Origin of the sequence: Bradyrhizobium icense (assembly GCF_001693385.1) — a bacterium.
In the GTDB taxonomy this organism is placed as follows: domain Bacteria; phylum Pseudomonadota; class Alphaproteobacteria; order Rhizobiales; family Xanthobacteraceae; genus Bradyrhizobium; species Bradyrhizobium icense.
In genome coordinates this window covers 7,178,201-7,198,208 of sequence record NZ_CP016428.1, presented here as the reverse complement: position 1 = coordinate 7,198,208, position 20,008 = coordinate 7,178,201, and the positions used below count along the sequence as shown (strand labels likewise).

The window sequence follows — 20,008 nt, the reverse complement described above, 5'->3', positions numbered from 1 at the left end:
ACAAATCCAGACGCGCCTGCCGACGTGGTGAATCAAAACGCGGCTTCCGTTTACCAAACCGATTAGGTTTTGATTTGTATTGATCGCGTGCAGCGGCGTTCGTCGCGCCGCCCGCGAACCCGCAGTGACGAACAGTACAGAGTACGTCGATGTCCGGAAAAATTTTTGTTGCGCTCCTTGCGAGCGGGTCTTGTCTTTGCCTTGCCAGTGAGGCTGCGGCGATCGACGCCTCATCATCAGCCGAGCCCACCGTGATCTACGCCCGCCAGCCCGCGCCGCCGGTGCCGGTGCGCGTAGCCGCTGCCGAACGCTCCAATATGGGCGGCGGCTTCATCGAATTCCTGTTCGGCGATGCGCCCCAGGGCGGGCGTTATCAGCAGTCCGTCTACCAGCAGCAACCCGACTACGGATATGCCGGCCGGCGCACGCTGCTGCCGCCGATGGATCCGCAGCAGTCGATGCGGCGCGAGGAGGAGGAAGCGTTCGATCCCGCCCAGCACCGGCTCGATCCGAAATATGAAAAGCAGGTGGTCGAGTATCACGGCAAGGAAAGCCCGGGCACCATCGTGATCGACACGCCGAACAAGTTCCTGTTCCTGGTCCAGGGCGACGGTAAGGCGCTGCGCTACGGCGTCGGCGTCGGCCGCCCCGGCTTCACCTGGTCCGGCGTCAAGACGATTTCGGCGAAAAAGGAATGGCCGGCCTGGACGCCGCCGCCGGAAATGCTGGCGCGCCGCCCCGATCTGCCACGGTACATGGAAGGCGGCCCGCAAAATCCGCTCGGCGCGCGCGCGATGTATCTGGGATCGTCGCTCTATCGCATCCACGGCTCCAACGAGCCCTGGACTATCGGCACCAACGTCTCGTCCGGCTGCATCCGCATGCGCAACGAGGACGTCATCGATCTCTACGGCCGCGTCGGCGTCGGCGCGAAGGTGGTGGTGATTTGATTGTTGAGCAAGAGTGAAGCCGCGAAAACAATGTCGTCCCTGCGAACGCAGGGACCCACAACCACCACTGCTCGTTGTTGTGCGAGATAGCGGTACAGCCTCTGCCACAACAGGCATCTGTGGTTATGGGGCCCTGATCGCGCGGAGCCTGTCGTCGGGCGCGCATTCGCGCGACCCGCTTGCTTGTCAGGGACGACGGTCACAAAAAACGGCCGCCCGATCGGGCGGCCGTTTCTCCTTTTAGGTCCGGCGCGCGTCACGCGTAATCGCTGTCGCCGTCATCACCGTCAAAACCGTCACCATCGTGATCCATGTCGTCTTCGTCGTGCGACGCAGAATCGAAGAACCCCTGCCGCGAACCATTGTCATCATTGTTGTCGGCGCGGCGGCTCGATGACCCGATGTCGTTGATGCCGGCCTCGCGCGCCAGATCGCCGCCGGATTGATCGCCCCACGGCCTGCGGTCTTCGACGCCGCCGCGGTGGTTCGCCGTGTCGCCGAACGCCTGGTGGTTGCCGCCGCCCATCATCCCTCGAATGCTGTTGGCCAGCAGCGATCCGCCGACCACGCCGGCCGCGGCCGCCGCTGCCGTTCCGAGGAACGAGCCGCCACCGCCGCCGAACGGCGATTGCTGCGCGCCGCCCGAAGGCTGGCCATAGGCCGGCTGATTATACTGTCCGGGCGCCTGGCTCTGTTGCAGCACCTGACCGCTGTTCCAGGTCGGACGGCCGCCCATGTCGGGCGCGCGGACGTTCGGTACCGAACCCGACGCGCCTTGCGGCTGGTTCTGCCCGAAAATTGCATCGCGCATCGAATCGAGGAAGCCGCCGGATTGGTTTTGCTGATCCGCCGCCGCTTCCAATTCCTGGATGCGCATGTCGGCGCGCTTCAGTGCTTCGTCCTGCACCAGCGCGGTTTGCACCAGCGCATACACCGCATTGGGCGCGTTGAGCAGGCCCTGCATGATCGCCGACATTGCTTCCGGATCGCGCTTGGCGCTTTCTAGCTTGGCGAGGCGGTCGAAAAGATCGTCAATCAGTTGGCGTTCTTGCGGTGTCATGGCCCTCTCCCTCGCGTCGAAATCCCAGCGACGCGCGGGAAAGATGTAAGGAGGGCTTTGTGACGCAAGTAGTGGGTGGCCGAATTAAATTTTGGTATGCGACAAAACGCCAGGCGGATTTCCCGAATTTCTCGTCAACTCAACGTAACTTTATTCGCCGCCAGCAATGTCGGGAAGCGATCACCTGCCAGAAACGCATGTTCCACCTCGCGCTGGGTGGTCAGGGGATCGAGACTCTCGAGCGTTTCGTCGACAAAGCCAGGGTGGCACATCACCAGCCCGCTTTCGGGCAGCCCTTCGAGGAACTTACCCATCAGCGCGCCGAAATCGGACTCTTTCGAAAAATCATAGGCGCCGGCGAAGGCGGGGTTGAACGGGATTTTTGCGTGGGTGGCGCGCTTGCGAAATTGCGCGCTGAGAATGTCGAGCACCAAGGCCTTGGGCGCGTCGAGCGACGGTTTGAGACGTCCGCCCTGGCGAACCCAGGCGTTGGGGGCGGCCTCCTTCACGACGCGCAGAAAAGCGTCGCGCACGCCCGGGAAGAGTTGTGCGTGCTGGTGGCCGTCGACGAAATCGGGCGCGCGGCCGAACAGGTCCTCGAAGGCGGCAAGCTGAGCGGCGAGTTCGTCTTCGATCATTTCAGGATCGAGCCGCCGCAACAGGCCCGCCCGCAGCAATTTCGGAAACGGCAAAAACAAGCCGCCATCGACCGGCCTGAAGTGCATCGTCAGCGGACGAAACGGCGCCGTCAGCGTCGCGTGCAGCCCGATGGCGCAGCGTGGGCTCGCCGCGGCCACCTCCTGCAGCGCGGCGACTTCGGCGCGCCCGATCGCAGGTGCCACCACCATGACAGAGGTGGCATTGAGACGGCCGCGTGAGATCAAATCGCGAATGGCGCGGTTGACGCCTTCGGCCAGCCCGTAATCGTCGGCGCACAGCCAGATCCGGCGCGGCGGCGCGGCATCGTTCATTCGGCGGCGGTCCGCTCGGTGCTGGCCGTCGTCTCGCCGTCGGCGCGCTTCTCGTTGTGCTCGGCGACGAAATAGATCGGACGCGCCTTCAGCTCGGAGAGGATCTTGCCGATATATTCGCCGACGATACCGATCATGATGAGTTGCACGCCGCCGATCGTCATCATGCCGATCATCAGCGAGGGATAGCCGGGGACCTGCTTGCCGGTGGTCCAGACTTCCCAGAGAATGGTGAGGCCGAACAGGAAGGCGCTGATGGCGAGCAGCACGCCGAGCAGGCTCGCAAAGCGCAGCGGCGCCACCGAGAACGACGTCAGTCCCTCGATCGACAGGCCGATCAGCCGGCCCGGGCTGAACGTCGTGACGCCATGCGCGCGCGGCGCCGGCTCGTAATCAACGCGGATCTGGCGGAAGCCGATCCAGTTCGACAGGCCCTTGAAGAAGCGGTTGCGTTCGGGAAGTTGGCGCAGCGCTGCGGCCGCGCGCGGCGACAGCAGGCGGAAATCGCCGGCGTCCTCGGGAATCTTCTGCCGCGCTCCCCAATTGATCAGCGCGTAGAAGCCGTGCACCGCCTGGCGGCGCAGGAACGATTCATTGTCGCGATGCGCCTTCGCCGTGTAGACGACGTCGTAGCCATCATCGATCCAGTGCGCGACGAGCTTCTCGACCAGGTCTGGCGGATGCTGGCCGTCGCCATCCATGAACAGGATCGCGCCGAGCCGTGCATGGTCGAGCCCCGCCATCAGCGCGGCCTCCTTGCCGAAGTTGCGCGACAGCGACACCACCTGGACGTCGAGCGCATCGGGCTTAAGCGCGCGCGCGATCGCCAGCGTGTCGTCGGCGCTGCCGTCGTCGACATAGACCACTTCGCAGGTAAGGCTGTAACGCGCCTTCAGCGTTCTGGCGAGGCCGATCAACCGCTCGTGCAGCAAGGCGAGGCCTGCCGCCTCGTTGTACAGCGGCACGACGATCGACAGCCCCTTTGCCGCCGCGCTGGAGGCGGTGGTCGTCAGGCGGGAAACGTCAGAGCCGAGCGTCATCGATCAGGTCCCAGATTATTCAACCGTATATGTTACCTGCGAGAAGCTGTCGCAACGATGAACGAAACGGCGGCCTTATTGCCGCAGGAACGCCTCGAGCCTGGCAAATAGCGGGTTTTCTCGGTCGAGCACATAGTCGAGCGAGGCAATCGAAACCGTGTCGGCGCCATGCTCGCGCAGGAAACTGCCGAGCGCGTAAAGATGCATCGGTGGGCAGTGCAGCGTGAGCATGCCGGACGAGGTCGGCCCGCCGAACGGCGCCACCACGCCAAAACGGTTATGCGCCTCGTTAAGCAACGCCGCGTTGCAGCCGGCGAAACGTGTGCGCACCTCGCGATATTTGCTGGCCCGCGCGCGCGCGGCAATATGATCGAGAATCACGCGCGCGGTCTCGCGGGCCTCTGCCGACCAGTCGGCATCGCGGGATGCCACGAGATTGGCCTGGCTGCGCAGGATCACGCCGTCGTCGAGCACCTTCAGCCCGTTGGCGGCGAGCGTCGCGCCTGTCGTCGTGATGTCGACGATCATCTCGGCGGTACCGACGGCGGGCGCGCCTTCGGTGGCGCCGGCGCTTTCGACGATGCGGTAGTCGACCACGCCGTGGGAAGCAAAGAAGTTGCGCGTCAGGTTGATGTATTTGGTAGCGACCCGCATCCGCCGGTTATGCTGGGCGCGGAAGCCTGTCGTGACATCATCGAGATCGGCCATGGTGCGGACGTCGATCCAGGCCTGCGGCACCGCGACGACGACATTTGCGCTGCCGAAGCCGAGGCTGTCGATCAGCAGCACGCGCTTGTCGGCATCGGGGATGCTTTCGCGCAGCAGATCTTCGCCGGTGACGCCAAGATGCACCATGCCGCGCGCAAGCTGCGAAGCGATCTCGCTGGCCGAGAGATAGGCGATCTCGACGTTGTCGAGTCCTGCAATGGTGCCGCGATAGTCGCGCGCGCCGCGCGGTTTTGCCAGCGAAAGGCCGGCGCGCGTGAAAAACGCCTCGGCGTTTTCCTGCAGGCGGCCCTTGGAGGGAACGGCGAGGACGAAGGGGGCGCTCATGCGGCGCTCCCTTGCGAGGCGGGCTTGCCGTGCTGAATCAAGGCCTCGATCCACACCGAGAATCCGACCGCCGGAATCGGCGTCGGCGATCCGAGTTGCGTCATCAGGCCATCATAGCGACCGCCCCCCACCAGCGGCTCGACGCCATTACCCTTGGCATGCAGCTCGAATTCGAACCCGGTGTAGTAGTCGAGCCCGCGGCCGAACGAGGTGGAAAAGCGCGTCCGCTTGGTGTCGATGCCGCGCGCGGCCATGAAGCCGACGCGGCTTTCGAGCTGGTCGATCGCCGGCGCAAGATCGAGCTTGGCGTCTGATGCCAGCGCGCGCAGTTGCGCCACCGATTCATCGGGATCGCCCGCAATCGCGAGGAAGCGCTTGATAATATCGAGCGCGTCGCGCGGCAGAGCGCCGCCTTTCAAGGTCGATCGTTCGAGGAAGCGGTCGGCGATTTCGTCGACCGTGCGTCCGCCGACATTGGTGGTGCCGGCGATCGACATCAAATCGGTGACCAGCGCCAGCGCTGCCTTGCGGTCGGAGCCGGCGAGCGCCGCCAGCACGCCCTCATATTCATTATGGCCCGGCGCGGTCGCAAGCGTCAGCCGTTCGATGTCCTCGGCGAGGCTGACCTTGCGGTTGAAATCCTTGATCAGCCGCCGCCGCCAGACGGGATAGAGCTCGAGCGCGTCGATCAGCGCATTGAACAGCGCTACGTCCCCGGTGCGGATTTCGACATCCTGCAATCCGAAAGCCGAAGTCGCTTCCAGCGCCAGCGCCAGCATTTCGGCATCCGCCGCGGCGCGGTCCTGGCGGCCGAAGGATTCGATGCCGGCCTGCAGGAATTCGCTGGGCCCGCCGCCGCGATAGCGGAACACCGGCCCGAGATAGCTGAACCCGGCTGGCTGGCCGGCGCGTCCCGACGCGAGATAGTCCCGCGCCACCGGAATGGTGAGGTCGGGGCGCAGGCAGAGTTCCTCCCCGGAAGCGTCGGTCGTGAGGTAAAGGCTCTTGCGGATGTCCTCGCCGGAGAGGTCGAGAAACGGCTCGGCTGGCTGCAGGATGGCCGGGTGGGCCTGGACGTAGCCGCCCTGTGCAAACGACAACAGCAGCGCGTCCGCCCAGGCGGCGGACCCGGCAGCACTTTTGGCGGCAGCGGTCGCGGTCATTTCACGTCCAATATCCGGAAAATCCGGGTTCCAGGGTTCTCTGAGCTCCCCGGGGTTCCGGGCGGGTTGGCGCAGGCCTTAGCATGGCTCGGGCGGCGTTTCGACAGGGAACGGCCAACTGAATTAATGGGGGGTGGCTTGAGGGCTACCCAGTGGTTCGAATGAACGGGGTGAGCCCGTAACCCAATGTAAGGTGAGCACGCAGTTCAGGCTCCCTCCCCCCCGCGGGGAGGGTTGGGGAGAGGGGCAAGCCGGCGGTCCGTCCCTGACTAATTCGTCCAATCGCCGAGCGCCGCCTGCACCAGCGCCAGTGCGGCCACGGCTGCCGTATCGGCCCGCAGAATCCGTGGGCCCAACGACAGCCTGAGGATGCTCGGCTGACGCAACAGCAGCTCACGCTCCTCTCCGGCAAACCCGCCCTCGGGACCGATCAACACGTCGATGCCGGACCCTGCGGCCTGCGCCGCTTGCAGCGCTTGCACCGGACCGGCGGCGTCGCTCGCCTCATCGCAGAACACCAGCAGGCGGCTGGCTTCGCGCTTGTCGAGAAAGCGGTCCAGCGCGACCGGCTCGGCAACGTGCGCAAGGCTAAGGATTCCGCATTGCTCGGCCGCCTCGATGACGTTGGCGCGCATCCGCTCGCCATTGACGCGAGAGACCTGGGTGTGCCGCGTCAATACAGGCTGTAGGCTTGAGGCCCCCATCTCCACCGCCTTCTGCACCATGTAGTCGAGGCGGGCGTGTTTCAGCGGGGCAAAGACATAGGCGATGTCGGGCAGGCGGTCCTGCGGCCGCGTCTGCGCGACGATGCTCAAGCCATCGGGCCGCTTGCGGCCCTCGATTGCTGCCTGCCATTCGCCGTCGCGGCCGTTGAACACTAAAATGGTTTCGCCAGCGGAAAGCCTGAGCACGTTGCCCAGATAATTGCTCTGGTTGCGCTCCAGCGCGATTCTTTCACCCTCCCGCAATGCGGCATCGACGAACAGGCGCGGAGCGCGAAAATCGAGTTCGGGCATCGGTAATGTTCCATTTCCACGCCGCTTTTAGCCTAAAGCGCTAGAATCCGGACGCTATTTTTAGTTCCGACGGGGCGTTACGCCGCGCTGCTGCCCCAATCAACGGGTTGTTAAGCGTCGGCAGGAATCGTAAAAAGTACCGACCGCAAATCCGCTTCGTTTTCGAAGACGCTGGGGTTGCCTGGACCTAGCCGGAGATACATCCTTGATGATCCGCCGCCTGATTGTGCCGCTGACCGTTGTCGTCGTGACCGTTCACGCGGGCCACGCGTTTGCGCAAGGTGCGTTCCCGGCGCCCTTGCCCAACCAGAGTGCCGCCCCGGCGAATTCTCCGTTTCCGCCGGTGAATGGCGCGGCGCCGTCGGCTTCGGTCGGCGCCCCGTCGCCGTTCCCGTCGCAGGGCGCGGCCCCGGTTTCCAGAGGATTCAGCGGGCCGCCGCCACAGGCCAGCGGATCCGCGGACGCCTGCATGCAGGGCTTCGTTCCCCTGCGTGAGGAAGCCGAGCGGCGCGGCAAGCTGATCAAGGCCGCGAGCGACCGCAAGGCGCCGCCGGATGAAGCCTGCAAGCTGATCGGCAATTTCGGCCAGGCCGAATTGAAGATGATCAAGTACGTCGAGACCAATTCGGCCAAATGCGGAATTCCGCCGCAGATCGCCGACCAGCTCAGGAACGGCCACAAGAACACCGAGAAGATGCAGAAGCAGGTCTGTGCGGTGGCGCAGCAGGCGGCGGCAGCAAGGCCGGCCGGTCCGAGCCTGAGCGAGGTGCTGGGTTCGGCGTCACTCCCCGAGGCGCAGACAGTCAGGAAGGGCGGCAGCACCTTCGATACGCTGAACGGCAACGTTCTCGCGCGATGACCACGATCCGATGAGCGACGCGACGACCCGCGTTGCCGATGCGACCGGCAACTGGGTCGATACGCGTGCGCCGTCCTGGTCGCAGCCTTACCTGCGGCTTTCCCGTTACGACCGTCCGATCGGCTCGTGGCTGTTGCTGATGCCGTGCTGGTGGTCGGCGGCGCTAGCCGCCGGAATCGCGCGCGACGTCGCGCAACTGCCGCTCGTGATCGTGCTGTTCTTCATCGGCGCCTTCGTCATGCGCGGCGCGGGGTGCGCCTGGAACGACATCACCGACCGCGACCTCGACGCCAGCGTCGAGCGCACGCGCTCGCGGCCGCTGCCCGCTGGTCAGATCAGCGTGACGCAGGCGTTCGCCTTCCTGGTCCTGCAGGCGCTGATCGGGCTCGCGGTGCTCTTGCAGTTCAACCGCTTCGCGATTCTGACCGGCATCGCCTCGCTCGTCATCGTCGCGGTCTATCCGTTCATGAAACGCATTACCTGGTGGCCGCAGGTCGTGCTGGGGCTGGCGTTCTCCTGGGGCGCGCTGATGGGATTTGCGGTCACGCTCGGCCGGATCGATCTCACCGCGCTCGTGCTCTATGCCGGCTCGATCGCGTGGGTGATCGGCTACGACACGATCTACGCCCATCAGGACGCCGAGGACGACGCGCTGATCGGCATCAAGTCCACCGCACGCCTGTTCGGCGCGCGCACCCATCTGGCGCTGGCGGTGCTTTATTCGCTCGCCGTGGTCCTGATCGGCGCCGCGCTGGCACTGGGCGGCGCGCGCTGGCCGGCCTGGATCGGGCTGATCGCGTTTGCCGCGCATCTCGCCTGGCAGATTGGCCGATTGAACATCAGCGATCCCGCGCTGTGCCTGCGCATCTTCAAGTCCAACCGCGATGCGGGGCTGTTGCTGTTTGCCGGATTGCTCGCAGATGCGGTGATGCGTTCGGTCTCGTAGGGTGGGCAAAGGCGCGCATGCGCCGTGCCCACCATCTATCATCGAGCACGCTTCATGATGGTGGGCACGCTTCCTCTTTGCCCTATCGATGTTTGAAAACGTAAAATCGAGATGGCAGGCAGAATCATGATCGCGGCGGCTTGCGAGGTAGCGATGACTTGTCCGCTATGGGTCGCTGGCGCTATTTGCGGTCGGCGAGCGAAGGTCCCTATCTGCTTTGATTGGTCACTGCTGTCGGTGCGACTGAACGTCGTAAAGAGCCGTCAGTCCATGTGCATGCGTCCAGACGGACTGGCCGTCGCGTGCAAAGCCCATCCCAAAATATCCGCTGGGCGCAGGAATGGTCTGTACAATTCTTCCGTCCTCCAGAGCGACCAGCGCAATTAACGGTCGGTCACCTTCGGGAGGCAATTCGATCAGCGCAAACCGGCCGTCCGGACTGATCGCGGGGGGCGGGCCTTCGTATTTGTAGCTGACCGTCGCCCGAATGCTCCAAAGCAGGCGACCGTCTTCGAGATCGTGCATGGCCGCGATCACGCCCTCCACAGGGGGATCGCGCGTGCCGCAATCTGGACGTGGCCTGCGCTCGCATATCATTTCCCTTGGCCCAATGAAGCGTGCCACCAGAACGCGCGATCCATCAGGCGACATGACGATGTGACTATGACTATAGAAGTCGTCGGCATAGGGATCGGTTATGGTGACCGGAGCTTGGCCTTCGGTCCAGACTACCCACCGGCCGACATTTAATAGCGTTCGCACCTTGCCATCCCGGAGCCGTGTTGCTGCCGCGTCTGTTATAGCGGCGTGCGGTGATCCCTTTGCGCGGTCCTTGAGAGCTTCGATGGCCGAGAACGCAAGCGTATCTCGCACTAGGCCGCGTTGTGCGTCGACGATTGCGAATGACGGATTCGGGTCTGGATGCTCGGGCCGATAGTAGCCTCCTCTCGTCCCAAACTGGGCCACAGCCAGCCCGTCGCCGCCCGCCCACAACAACCCATCCAGCGGGCCCGCTTCATGTTGAAGCGGAGGGAGCGTCAGGATGCTGCCGTCGTCGACTGTCTTCAGCGGCTGCAGCGGAGATGTCGCAAATCCGCTCGGCATCACTGCGTCGTGATTTGCAGCCCACACAGATTTTGAATTCGAGGCCCAGGCAACAGCAGGGCGGGACCGTCCGCTTCGGCCAAACCGCGAAAATACGCCCATCTTGGTTCGATAGTCGATCCAGCCATCGCTATTGTCGAGCTGCGCAATTCGCAGGATCGCGTCATTCTCGAGATAAGCGATTGATTGACCGTCCGGCGATACCATCGGCATGTTTGACGGATACAAGGTCGTGCGAACGATCTGGCAGTAAACCGCCCTGAGCTGCAACGGCCCGTCACCGATCGGCGTGAGGTTTAGGTCGCGCTGGTGCGGGGCTCCACAGTTGATCCGTGGCACTTGCTGGGCTTCGGACGGGTAGCTGGCGGTAAGCATGCCCATCAAAACGAGACTTAAGATGCGTAACATCTTGAGGACCATCTCACTTGACCCAGATGGAGCGGAAGCGTCAACCAGAGCTGGGGCCGTATGGCGACCTGTAAGGTTCGCCGATAGTCATGATCGACCAGTCCTCGACCGAAATCTAATCCCGCGCGATGATCTCGCGTTCGTCCCGATGAACCGTCTCGGTATTGCCGAGATTGCCGAGCCGGCGGCGCACCAGGAATTTCGGGCGGCGGGCGCGGATGGCGTTGTGGCGGCGGCGGCGGGCGGCCGGTTCGCGATGATCGTCTTCCGTCAAAAGCGGCAGTGCGAAGATGTCGCTCCACATCTGCCAGGCGGAGGCGATCTCCTCGTCGTCGGAACTCACGCACAAGGGAATGTTCAAGGACGGGTCGCGATGCGCCAGCACCAGCATCTGTGCGTCGTCGTCCAGACCGCGCAGCGCAACGCCGAGAAAATCGCTGACGCGGACGTTGATCGCCATCCGCATGCCCTTGACGGCACGGTGCAGCACGACGCGTTCGCGGTGAAGTTCGATCCTGCGCACGCCGCCGTCCGCACGGGTGTCGTGCGCATGGAAGCTGAGCGGCAGAGAAAGAGGGTCGAGCCGCAGTGCACGGCTCGACCCGGCGGGATTGATCCCGCTTGTTGCTGTTTGACGCCTCACGGCTCTCATCTCCCCGCCGGGATTATGTTCCCGGTCGATACGCGAGACCTTAGCCGAGCGATTTCCGTATCGCCTTAAAAAGCCTGGTTAAGAAGAGGTCACCCGCCAGCATGATTGACGAGACCTTGCCGCTATGCCGAAAATGTTTGGTATTTGGCGTCGCAAAATGCTTGAAATCCCTGTGAATCAGGCACATCTGAGGGCCTTGCCGGCCGGCGTCCGAACCCTTCAATGTCAGGGATTTTGTTTGTGAACTCTTCACCATCCACGGCTTCGCCGCCTTCGAAGGCTCCCGCAACTTCCGACCTGTTCGACCAATCGGCGCTCTCGACGCTGGCGCAGCGGCTGGTCGAGGCCGCCAAGCGCGCGGGTGCGGACGCAGCAGACGCGGTCGCAGTGCGCGGGGTTTCGCAAGGCGTCGAGGTGCGCGATGGCCGGGTCGAGGAATCCGAGCGTTCCGAAGGCGACGACGTCGGATTGCGCGTGCTGGTCGGCCGGCGCCAGGCGGTGGTCTCGACCAACGATATTTCCGGCGACGGCGTCGCCAGGCTCGCCGAGCGGGCGGTCGCAATGGCTCGCGTCGCACCCGACGACAAATATGTCGGCCTCGCCGATCCCTCGCTGCTGGCGCGCGAGTTCGCCGATCTCGACCTGCTCGACCGCAACATTCCGACCACGAGCGAACTGGAGCGTCGCGCCTGCGAAGCGGAAGCCGCGGGCCTTGCGGTCAAGGGCGTGACCAAATCGGGCAGCGCGTCCGCCTCGAGCGGCATCGGCGGCATGGTGCTGGTGACCTCGACCGGCTTCCACGGCTCGTATTTGCGCTCCAGCCACGGCATCTCGATGACCGCGATCTCGGGTGAGGGCACCAGCATGGAGCGGGATTACGATTTCACCTCGGCCCCGCACGCGTCCGATCTCGATTCTCCCGAAAGCGTCGGCCGCCGGGCGGGCGAGCGTACCGTGGCGCGCGCCAATCCGCGCAAGGTCGAAACCTGCAAGGTGCCGGTCGTGTACGACCCGCGGGTATCGGGATCGCTGGTCGGGCATCTGGTCGGCGCCATCAACGGCGCCTCGATCGCGCGCAAGACCAGCTTCCTGAAGGACAAGCTCGGCGAGCAGTTGTTTTCGAAGAACATCCGCATCATCGACGATCCCTTGCGCGTGCGCGGCCTGCGCTCGCAGACTTTCGACGCCGAGGGCGTCAAGGTGAAGAAGCACGCGCTCATCGACGAGGGCGTGTTGACTACCTGGCTGCTGGACTGCGCCACCGCGCGCGAGCTCGGGATGGTCACGACCGGACATGCCCATCGCGGCGTGTCCTCGTCGCCCTCGCCGGGATCGTACAATCTGCATCTCGAACCCGGCGCGATGACGCCGAAGGAACTGATCTCCGACATCAAGCAGGGCTTTTACGTCACCGACCTGATCGGCTCCGGCGTCAACGGCGTGACCGGCGATTACAGCCGGGGCGCCTCCGGCTTCTGGATCGAGAACGGCGAGATCACTTATCCGGTCAGCGAAGTGACGATTGCCGGCCATCTGCTGGCGATGTTCAAGTCGCTGGTTCCGGCCAATGACCTGGAATTCCGCTACGGCGTCAACGCGCCGACGCTGCGCATCGAGGGCCTGACGCTTGGCGGACGCTGATACCGCCGACCGGATCTGGGCGCGCGATGCCGCGCTGCTGAAGGACACCGTGCGTGAGGCCGGCGCGCTGGCGCTGGCGCTGTTTCGCACCGAATTGAAGAACTGGACCAAGGGCGCTTCCTCGCCGGTGTCCGAGGCCGATATCGCCGTCAACGAGCTCGTGGAGCGGCGGCTGCGCGCGGCGACGCCGGATTATGGCTGGCTGTCGGAAGAGAGCGTCGACGACGACACACGTCTCGGCAAGAAGCTGGTCTGGATCGTCGATCCGATCGACGGCACCCGCGCCTATCTCGCGCATCGTGAAGACTGGTGCGTGAGCGTGGCGCTGGTCGCCGGCTCGATGCCGGTGCTGGCGGCGGTGTTCGCTCCGGCCAGCGACGAATTCTTCTTCGCGGTGCACGGCAAGGGCACCACGCTGAACGAAAAGCCGGTCCGCGCATCCGCTGGAACGGAACTCGATTTTTCCCGCATGGCGGGCCCGAAGCCGCTGGTGCAGCGGCTGAGTTCGTCGCCCGACGATATCACGCTGCATCCGCGAATCGGATCGCTGGCGCTGCGGCTGTGCCGGGTCGCCGATGGCAGTCTCGATGCCGCTTTTGCGGGCGGCCAGAGCCGCGATTGGGATCTTGCCGCGGCGAATTTGATCGTGCAGGAAGCGAATGGTAGAATGACTGCACTCTCGGGGGATGCGATTGAGTATAATCGCCGGGAGGTGGTGCACGGGGTGCTGGTGGCGGCGGGATACGATCGGCATGCGCGCATTGTCGAGCATTTCCGGGACCGCCGGTCGCCCTGAATCGGTCGAAATCCGTGCCACAAATCATCCCGTTCATACTGCGATTCACAATATCACTCTTGCTTGCCGGGCACCTCGTTAGGAAAGACCATCATGCCAGATAGTGCCCCGCAGCAATTGCTGCATCTCGTCATCGGCGGCGAGTTGACCGACCTCGAACACACCACGTTCAAGGACCTCGACCAGGTCGACATCGTCGGCGTGTATCCCAACTACGCATCCGCTCTCGCGGCATGGAAGGCGAAGGCGCAGCAGACCGTGGACAACGCCCACATGCGCTACTTCGTGGTTCACCTCCACCGGCTGCTCGACCCAGGTCAAGACACGAAGTCCTCCAGTTGAAACGTCTCCTTCGCGATTTGCTGCGCAGCAGCTGGGTTCAGCGCGCGCTGGGCGTGCTTGCGGCCGAATATCTGCGGCTGGTCTGGCTGACCAACCGCTTCAGCTATGAGCCGGCCGACGTCTATGAGCGGGTCGAGCCGGAGATGCCAGCGATCTTCGCGTTCTGGCACGGCCAGCATTTCATGACGCCATTCATCAAGACCAAGGAGAGCCACCGCGCCAAGGTCCTGATCTCGCGGCACCGCGACGGCGAGTTCAACGCCATCGCCGCCGAGCGGCTTGGCATCGGAACCATCAGGGGGTCCGGCGATCATGGCGGCGCCTTTCACCGCAAGGGCGGCGTCGGCGCCTTCCGCGAGATGCTGCAGGCGCTGGAAGACGGCTGGAACGTCGCGACCACCGCCGACGTACCCAAGCGCGCCCGCGTGAGCGGGCTCGGCCTCATCATGCTGGCGCGGGAGTCTGGCCGACCGATCATGCCCTTTGCGATGGTGACCAGCCGCTTCATCCGGTTGAAGAACTGGGACTCCACCACCATCAATTTGCCATTCGGACGCGGTGCGGTGGTCGGCATCGAGGCGGTTCATGTGCCGCCGGATGCCGATGCCGAGACTATGGAAAAGCTGCGCCTTCAGGTAGAATCCTATCTGAACGAAGCGACCCGTCGCGCCTATAAGGCGGTCGGACGTCCGGAGGCCGCTCTTGGCTAACTCGCTACCGATGACGTTGCGCGTCTACCGGAGTCTTTCGTCCGCCGTGGTGCCATTGTCGCCTGCGTTGATCAGCCGGCGGTTGCGGCTTGGCAAGGAGGACCCGGCGCGGGTCGGCGAGCGCCGCGGCATGAGCGCCGATGTTCGCCCCCCTGGTCCGCTGGTGTGGATTCACGGCGCCAGCGTCGGCGAAGTGCTGGCGGCGGCGGCACTGATCGAGCGGCTGCGGGCGCTCAACCTGCGCATCCTCGTGACCTCGGGTACGGTGACCTCGGCTGCGATCGTCGCCAAGCGGTTCCCCTCCGACGTCATCCATCAATACGTGCCCTACGACTCGCCGCGCTACGTCGCGCGATTCCTCGATCACTGGCGGCCCTCGCTGGCGCTGTTCATCGAATCCGACCTGTGGCCGAACCTGATCCTGTCGAGCGCTGCGCGGCGGCTGCCGATGGTGCTGATCAACGGACGGATGTCGCAGCGCTCGTTTCCGCGCTGGCGCCGGGTCCAAGGGACCATCTCGGCGCTGCTCGACAAGTTCGACATCTGCCTGGCGCAGTCGCAGACCGATGCGGATCGCTTTACGGCGCTCGGCAGCCGCAACGTCATGGTCACGGGAAATCTCAAGCTCGACGTTCCGGCGCCGCCGGCCGACGGCAACAAGCTGGATATGCTGATGTCCATGACACGCGGCCGCCCGGTGGTGGTCGCGGCCTCCACGCATCCGGGCGAAGAAGAAATCGTGACGGCTACCCACCGGACGCTCGCCGGATTTTTCCCGGGGCTGCTGACGGTGATCGTGCCGCGGCACCCCGATCGCGGCGAGGCCATCGCGCGCATGATCGCAGCTTCCGGCCTCAATCCGACCCTGCGCTCGCACGAGGACTTGCCCACCGCCACGACCGACATCTATGTCGCCGACACCATGGGCGAACTGGGACTGTTCTACCGGCTGGCGCCGATCGTGTTCATGGGCGGATCGCTGGTCGAGCATGGCGGGCAGAATCCGATCGAGGCGATCAAGCTCGGCGCCTCGATCGTCCACGGTCCTCACGTCTTCAACTTCACCGACGTCTATGAAGCCCTCGATTCCGCCGGCGGCGCGCGGCGGGCCGACACGCAGGAAATGTTGATCAAGCAGTTCGGGCAAATGCTCGCCGATCCCAACGCGCGCGAAGCCGTGCTCACCGCGTCCGAGCGCGTGGTCGGCCAGCTCGGCGGCGCGCTGGAGCGAACGCTCTTTGCGCTCGAGCCGTATCTGCTGCAATTGCGGATCGAGATGGGAGCCGGAAATGCGTGAGCCGGGCTTCTGGCACGGCCCGTCCTCGCTCAACTCGCATCTGTTGAAACCGCTCGGTGCGCTCTATGGCGCCATCGCCGCACAGCGCCTGCAGCGCAAGGGATTGCATGCCGGCATTCCCGTGCTCTGCGTCGGCAATTACCATGTCGGCGGCGCCGGCAAGACGCCGACCGTGCTGGCGCTGGCAAAGCTCATGCGCGACCTCGGCGAGACGCCGGTCGTGCTGAGCCGCGGCTATGGCGGCGAATTGCGCGGGCCGGTCCGGGTCGACCCGGAGCGGCACACGGCGGCCGATGTCGGCGACGAGCCGCTGATGCTGGCAAGCCATTTGCCGGTCGTGGTGTCGCGCAAGCGCGCCGAGGGCGTGCCGCTGGCACGCTCGCAAGGCGCGACCGTGATCCTGATGGACGACGGCTTCCAGAATCCGTCGATCGTCAAGGACGCATCCCTGATCGTGATCGACAGCGAACGCGGGCTCGGCAACGGCAAGGTATTTCCCGCCGGTCCGCTGCGTGCGCCGCTGCGGCCGCAACTGGCGCGTACCGACGCGCTGATCGTCGTCGGCAACGGCACGGCTGCCGAGCCCGTGGCCGCCGAGATCGCCGCGCAGGGCAAGCCGGTGCTGCGCGCGCGTTTGAAGCCGGATGACGCGCAGGTCGCGGCCCTTCAGGGCAAGCGCGTGCTGGCATTCGCCGGCATCGGCGATCCCGCGCGATTCTTCAACACGCTGCGCTTAAGCGGCATCGATGTCGTCAGGCAGCAGGCCTTCGCCGATCATCATCCGTATTCACAGACTGAGATCGAAGGCTTGATTACCGAGGCTCGGCGCGACGGGCTGACATTGGTGACGACGGAAAAGGATCTGGCGCGGCTGCGCGATCGGCAGCATATCGTGCCGTTCGCGGTAACGCTGGAGTTCGACGATCCTGCGCGTCTGCGAAAATTCGTCGCCGACCGGCTATTCAAGGCGCGCGAGAGGAAAGAGTAGCGTGGACAAAGCGAAGCGTGCCCACCAGCTTACATCGAAAACGGTGGGCACGCTTCGCTTTGTCCACCCTGCAAATCTCAACCCTGCGACTTCAGCGCGCCGGGAAAGTGCCGCTGCAGCACGGCGCTCGGAATCGAATAGGCCTCCTGCAGATCGACGCTCCAGTACTTCAATTCGTCGAGCGGGATCCGCACGTCGGTGATGGCGCAGCGCACGTAGGTTCCGGGCGAGATCACCCGGAAATCGCCGTCCAGATATTGCACCTGCGCTTCGCCATGGCCCGAGGGGCCGAATTTATTGAGCACCGCCAAACTCTCCGATCGGCCGGCCCGCGCGGGGCTGGCGTGAAGTGTATTTTCCGAGCTTCATCTATCATAAATAGGTCGAACTGTCCGCCCCGCAAACTGACCTACTTGTGATGATTTTGTGTCTACCTGCATGATAGCGTGAATTTTATCGTGCCCACAGCGTCATAACGATCCGACAGAGACCGATGCGCCTGTTGTCAGCAATGCTATCCCTGACGCTCCTTGCCGTGGCCTGCACGGCCGGTGCCGCGCCGTTGCCGGCCCCGCGCCAGGTCGATATCCCGGCGACCGGTCTGACCTTGCACGCGCAGCTCTACAAGCCTGATGGTGACGGGCCATTTCCCACGGTCATCGCGCTGCATAGCTGCGGCGGATTGAGCGGGCAATCCGAGCCGGTGCTGCTGCGCTACCGCGACTGGGCGGAACAGCTCCTGAAGACCGGCCATGCCGTGCTGTTGCCAGACAGTTACGGTTCGCGCGAACTCGATCCGCAATGCGGCGTCAAGGAGCGCCGGGTGCTCGCCCGTCGCGAGCGGGTCGCCGATATCAACGCATCGCGGCAGTGGCTGCAGCAGCAGCCCTGGGTCGCGCGTGACCGCATCAGCCTGATGGGATGGGCAAGCGGCGCCAGCGCGCTGTTGTGGGCGGTGCGCCCGCAACTGTCGCCGCGCGGGGCCGGCCCCGATTTCCGCTCGGCGATTGCGTTCTATCCGGATTGCCGGATCTCTTCCGGCCTCGGCTGGAGCGCACGCGTGCCGACGCTGCTCTTGATCGGTGCCGACGACGATGTCAGTTCACCATCGGCCTGCCGCCAGATGGTCGATGGTGCCCGCGGCCGCAGCGCGCTGGCGCGGATCGTGGTCTATCCTGGGGCGGCTCACGATTTCGACCGCGCCAACCTTCCGCTGCGGGCGATCGCGGGGGTTGACGCTGCCTTGCCCGAACGCGGCCATATCGGCACCGATGCGGATGCGCGCAAGGACTCGCGGCAGCGCGCCACGGAATGGCTGGCGCGCTAAAACAGGCTTCCCTGATCGACTGGCTTTGACACGCGCTTCGGTGCTGCCGGCTTGGCTTCGCGCGGTGCCGCTTTCGGCGCGCCGGAGGCTGGCGCCGTTGCCTGAGGCCGATCCGCATCCGCGGTGGCGCCCACGCGGCCGTCGGCGAATTCGATGGACAGACGCGCGCTCGGTCCGACCGCGGCGGCGCCATGGACGGCATGGCCATGGTCGTCGCGCACGAGGGCAAATCCGCGGGCGAGCACGCCGCGATAGGACAGCGCCGACAGCAATTGTCCGCTATGGGCGACCCGCGCGTCGAGCCGCTGCATGGCGGTATCGAGCGCGCGGCGCGCGCGCTCGGCCAGCCGTTGCGCGCGTTCGCGGTTGCGCGCAATGGCATTGCGCTGCGCCTGCGCGTTGGAGAGCTTCGACGCTTTCAGCCTGACCTCCAGCCCGGCAAAGCGTTCGCGCCGGTTGCGCAGCAGGGCGCGGGCGGACAGCCTGATCCGTTCGCCCGATACCGTAAGGCGATGATTGGCCTGCGTGACCTGTCCGCGCAGCACCTTCAGCGTCAGGCCGGCGCTGAGATGAGAAAAGCGGCGGTGATGCGCGTGGGTATTGGCCTTCAATGCGCGGGGCAGGGCGGCGCCGAGGTGATCCAGCCGCTGCCTTGGGATCGCGAGCAGTTCGCTCAAACTCGGCAGCGCGCGGGCGGCGGCGCGCAATTCATTGCGACGGCTCTCCTGGCCGCGTTGCCAGCAAACCATCGTACGGCGCGCCAGGCTTTCCACCTCGGCGAACAGTTCGCTGCGCACGGGGACGGCCATTTCGGCCGCCGCCGTCGGCGTCGGCGCGCGCTTGTCGGCGGCGAAATCGATCAGCGTGATGTCGGTCTCATGGCCGACGGCCGAGATCAGCGGAATCATGCTGTCGGCGGCAGCGCGGACCACGATCTCCTCGTTGAACGACCAGAGATCTTCCAGCGAGCCGCCTCCGCGCGCGACGATCAGGAGATCGGGGCGCGGGATTCGGCCGCCCTCGGGTAGCGCGTTGAAGCCGCGGATGGCCGCCGCAACCTGTTCGGCCGAGCCTTCGCCCTGCACCTTGACCGGCCACACCAGCACGCGGCGGGGGAAGCGGTCCTCCAACCGATGCAGAATGTCTCTGATGACCGCCCCGGTCGGCGAGGTGACGACGCCGATCACTTCCGGCAGCCAAGGCAGCAATTGCTTGCGCGTCTCGTCGAACAGGCCCTCGGCCGCGAGTTTCCGCTTGCGCTCCTCCATCAACGCCATCAGCGCGCCGATGCCGGCAGGCTCCAGCGAGTCGATGACGATCTGGTATTTCGAGGAGTTTGGATAGGTCGTGAGCTTGCCGGTGGCGATGACCTCGAGCCCTTCCTGCGGCTTGAACCGCATCCGGGCGTGGGCGAACTTCCAGATCACCGCCTCGATCTTGGCGCTCTCGTCCTTCAGCGCGAAATAGCAGTGGCCGGAGGAGTGCGGCCCGCGAAAGCCGGAGATTTCTCCGCGGACGCGGACATGGCCGAAGCGGTCTTCGACCGTCCGCTTTAGCGCGGAGGAGAGCTCCGAGACGGTAAATTCAGGCGCGTTGATCAGGTTATCTGCTGGCATGTCAGGGCGTAGAATCGGCCTTTTCCGGCGCTTCCGCAAGGTGCCGAGGCCGTCATGGGGGCCTCACGG

20 protein-coding genes are annotated in these 20,008 nt (G+C 64.9%); 10 read left to right on the top strand and 10 right to left on the bottom strand.

The window, feature by feature from the left end:
- Positions 1-149 precede the first annotated feature (149 nt).
- Entirely contained in the window at positions 150-950 is an 801-nt protein-coding gene (locus tag LMTR13_RS33400) for a L,D-transpeptidase (RefSeq protein WP_065731465.1), read from the top strand.
- Between the two features lie 256 nt (positions 951-1,206).
- On the opposite strand, the gene LMTR13_RS33395 is transcribed toward LMTR13_RS33400, so the two are convergent.
- From LMTR13_RS33395 to LMTR13_RS33370, 6 genes are all read right to left on the bottom strand, one after another.
- On the bottom strand, positions 1,207-2,010 hold the full coding sequence (locus LMTR13_RS33395) for a DUF2076 domain-containing protein (RefSeq protein ID WP_065731464.1): 804 nt from the start codon (positions 2,008-2,010) through the stop codon (positions 1,207-1,209).
- A 134-nt stretch (positions 2,011-2,144) separates the two neighbouring features.
- Positions 2,145-2,981, bottom strand: a complete 837-nt coding sequence (locus LMTR13_RS33390; protein ID WP_065731463.1) for a ChbG/HpnK family deacetylase — start codon at positions 2,979-2,981, stop codon at positions 2,145-2,147.
- Entirely contained in the window at positions 2,978-4,021 is a 1,044-nt protein-coding gene (locus tag LMTR13_RS33385) for a glycosyltransferase family 2 protein (protein WP_065731462.1), read from the bottom strand. Before LMTR13_RS33385 ends, LMTR13_RS33390 begins: the two co-directional genes overlap by 4 nt.
- 75 nt (positions 4,022-4,096) lie before the next feature.
- Positions 4,097-5,074 (bottom strand): ATP phosphoribosyltransferase, encoded by a 978-nt coding sequence (gene hisG, locus LMTR13_RS33380; RefSeq protein WP_065731461.1) that lies wholly within the window; start codon positions 5,072-5,074, stop codon positions 4,097-4,099.
- On the bottom strand, positions 5,071-6,237 hold the full coding sequence (locus tag LMTR13_RS33375) for an ATP phosphoribosyltransferase regulatory subunit (protein ID WP_065731460.1): 1,167 nt from the start codon (positions 6,235-6,237) through the stop codon (positions 5,071-5,073). The genes hisG and LMTR13_RS33375 overlap by 4 nt, the downstream gene beginning before the upstream one ends.
- Positions 6,238-6,506: 269 nt before the next feature.
- Entirely contained in the window at positions 6,507-7,253 is a 747-nt protein-coding gene (locus LMTR13_RS33370) for a 16S rRNA (uracil(1498)-N(3))-methyltransferase (RefSeq protein ID WP_065731459.1), read from the bottom strand.
- Between the two features lie 208 nt (positions 7,254-7,461).
- Here LMTR13_RS33370 and LMTR13_RS33365 point away from each other — a divergent pair, with 208 nt between their 5' ends.
- Together LMTR13_RS33365 and ubiA are read left to right on the top strand one after the other, a co-directional pair.
- On the top strand, positions 7,462-8,112 hold the full coding sequence (locus LMTR13_RS33365; RefSeq protein WP_065731458.1) for a hypothetical protein: 651 nt from the start codon (positions 7,462-7,464) through the stop codon (positions 8,110-8,112).
- A gap of 10 nt (positions 8,113-8,122) precedes the next feature.
- Positions 8,123-9,058: a 4-hydroxybenzoate octaprenyltransferase gene (gene ubiA / locus LMTR13_RS33360; protein ID WP_065731457.1), complete on the top strand. Its 936-nt coding sequence runs from the start codon at positions 8,123-8,125 to the stop codon at positions 9,056-9,058.
- Positions 9,059-9,283: 225 nt separating this feature from the next.
- Here the strand turns inward: ubiA and LMTR13_RS33355 are convergent, their stop codons facing one another.
- Together LMTR13_RS33355 and LMTR13_RS33350 are read right to left on the bottom strand one after the other, a co-directional pair.
- Positions 9,284-10,582 carry a PD40 domain-containing protein gene (locus tag LMTR13_RS33355; RefSeq protein WP_065731456.1) on the bottom strand — a complete coding sequence of 433 codons (1,299 nt, stop codon included), beginning with the start codon at positions 10,580-10,582 and terminating at the stop codon, positions 9,284-9,286.
- Between the two features lie 103 nt (positions 10,583-10,685).
- Positions 10,686-11,213 (bottom strand): DUF6101 family protein, encoded by a 528-nt coding sequence (locus LMTR13_RS33350; RefSeq protein WP_065733174.1) that lies wholly within the window; start codon positions 11,211-11,213, stop codon positions 10,686-10,688.
- A 249-nt stretch (positions 11,214-11,462) separates the two neighbouring features.
- Between LMTR13_RS33350 and LMTR13_RS33345 the strand changes: the two genes are divergently transcribed.
- The 6 genes from LMTR13_RS33345 (at position 11,463) to lpxK (ending at position 16,996) form a co-directional block, all read left to right on the top strand.
- Positions 11,463-12,863: a TldD/PmbA family protein gene (locus LMTR13_RS33345; protein ID WP_065731455.1), complete on the top strand. Its 1,401-nt coding sequence runs from the start codon at positions 11,463-11,465 to the stop codon at positions 12,861-12,863.
- On the top strand, positions 12,850-13,659 hold the full coding sequence (locus tag LMTR13_RS33340) for an inositol monophosphatase family protein (protein ID WP_065731454.1): 810 nt from the start codon (positions 12,850-12,852) through the stop codon (positions 13,657-13,659). The genes LMTR13_RS33345 and LMTR13_RS33340 overlap by 14 nt, the downstream gene beginning before the upstream one ends.
- A 93-nt stretch (positions 13,660-13,752) precedes the next feature.
- Complete coding sequence (locus LMTR13_RS33335; protein ID WP_065733173.1) at positions 13,753-14,001, top strand: DUF4170 domain-containing protein; 249 nt, start codon at positions 13,753-13,755, stop codon at positions 13,999-14,001.
- Positions 13,998-14,711, top strand: coding sequence for a lysophospholipid acyltransferase family protein (locus LMTR13_RS33330; RefSeq protein ID WP_065731453.1), 714 nt, complete (start codon positions 13,998-14,000; stop codon positions 14,709-14,711). The genes LMTR13_RS33335 and LMTR13_RS33330 overlap by 4 nt, the downstream gene beginning before the upstream one ends.
- Complete coding sequence (locus LMTR13_RS33325) at positions 14,704-16,008, top strand: 3-deoxy-D-manno-octulosonic acid transferase (RefSeq protein WP_236843217.1); 1,305 nt, start codon at positions 14,704-14,706, stop codon at positions 16,006-16,008. Before LMTR13_RS33330 ends, LMTR13_RS33325 begins: the two co-directional genes overlap by 8 nt.
- On the top strand, positions 16,001-16,996 hold the full coding sequence (gene lpxK / locus LMTR13_RS33320; protein WP_065731451.1) for a tetraacyldisaccharide 4'-kinase: 996 nt from the start codon (positions 16,001-16,003) through the stop codon (positions 16,994-16,996). The genes LMTR13_RS33325 and lpxK overlap by 8 nt, the downstream gene beginning before the upstream one ends.
- A 77-nt stretch (positions 16,997-17,073) precedes the next feature.
- Here lpxK and LMTR13_RS33315 read toward each other — a convergent pair whose 3' ends face one another.
- Positions 17,074-17,301 (bottom strand): DUF2093 domain-containing protein, encoded by a 228-nt coding sequence (locus LMTR13_RS33315; protein WP_065733172.1) that lies wholly within the window; start codon positions 17,299-17,301, stop codon positions 17,074-17,076.
- Positions 17,302-17,489: 188 nt separating this feature from the next.
- Here LMTR13_RS33315 and LMTR13_RS33310 point away from each other — a divergent pair, with 188 nt between their 5' ends.
- Positions 17,490-18,323: a dienelactone hydrolase family protein gene (locus LMTR13_RS33310; RefSeq protein ID WP_065731450.1), complete on the top strand. Its 834-nt coding sequence runs from the start codon at positions 17,490-17,492 to the stop codon at positions 18,321-18,323.
- On the opposite strand, the gene xseA is transcribed toward LMTR13_RS33310, so the two are convergent.
- Complete coding sequence (gene xseA / locus LMTR13_RS33305) at positions 18,320-19,939, bottom strand: exodeoxyribonuclease VII large subunit (protein WP_065731449.1); 1,620 nt, start codon at positions 19,937-19,939, stop codon at positions 18,320-18,322. The genes LMTR13_RS33310 and xseA overlap by 4 nt on opposite strands.
- Positions 19,940-20,008: the final 69 nt, after the last annotated feature.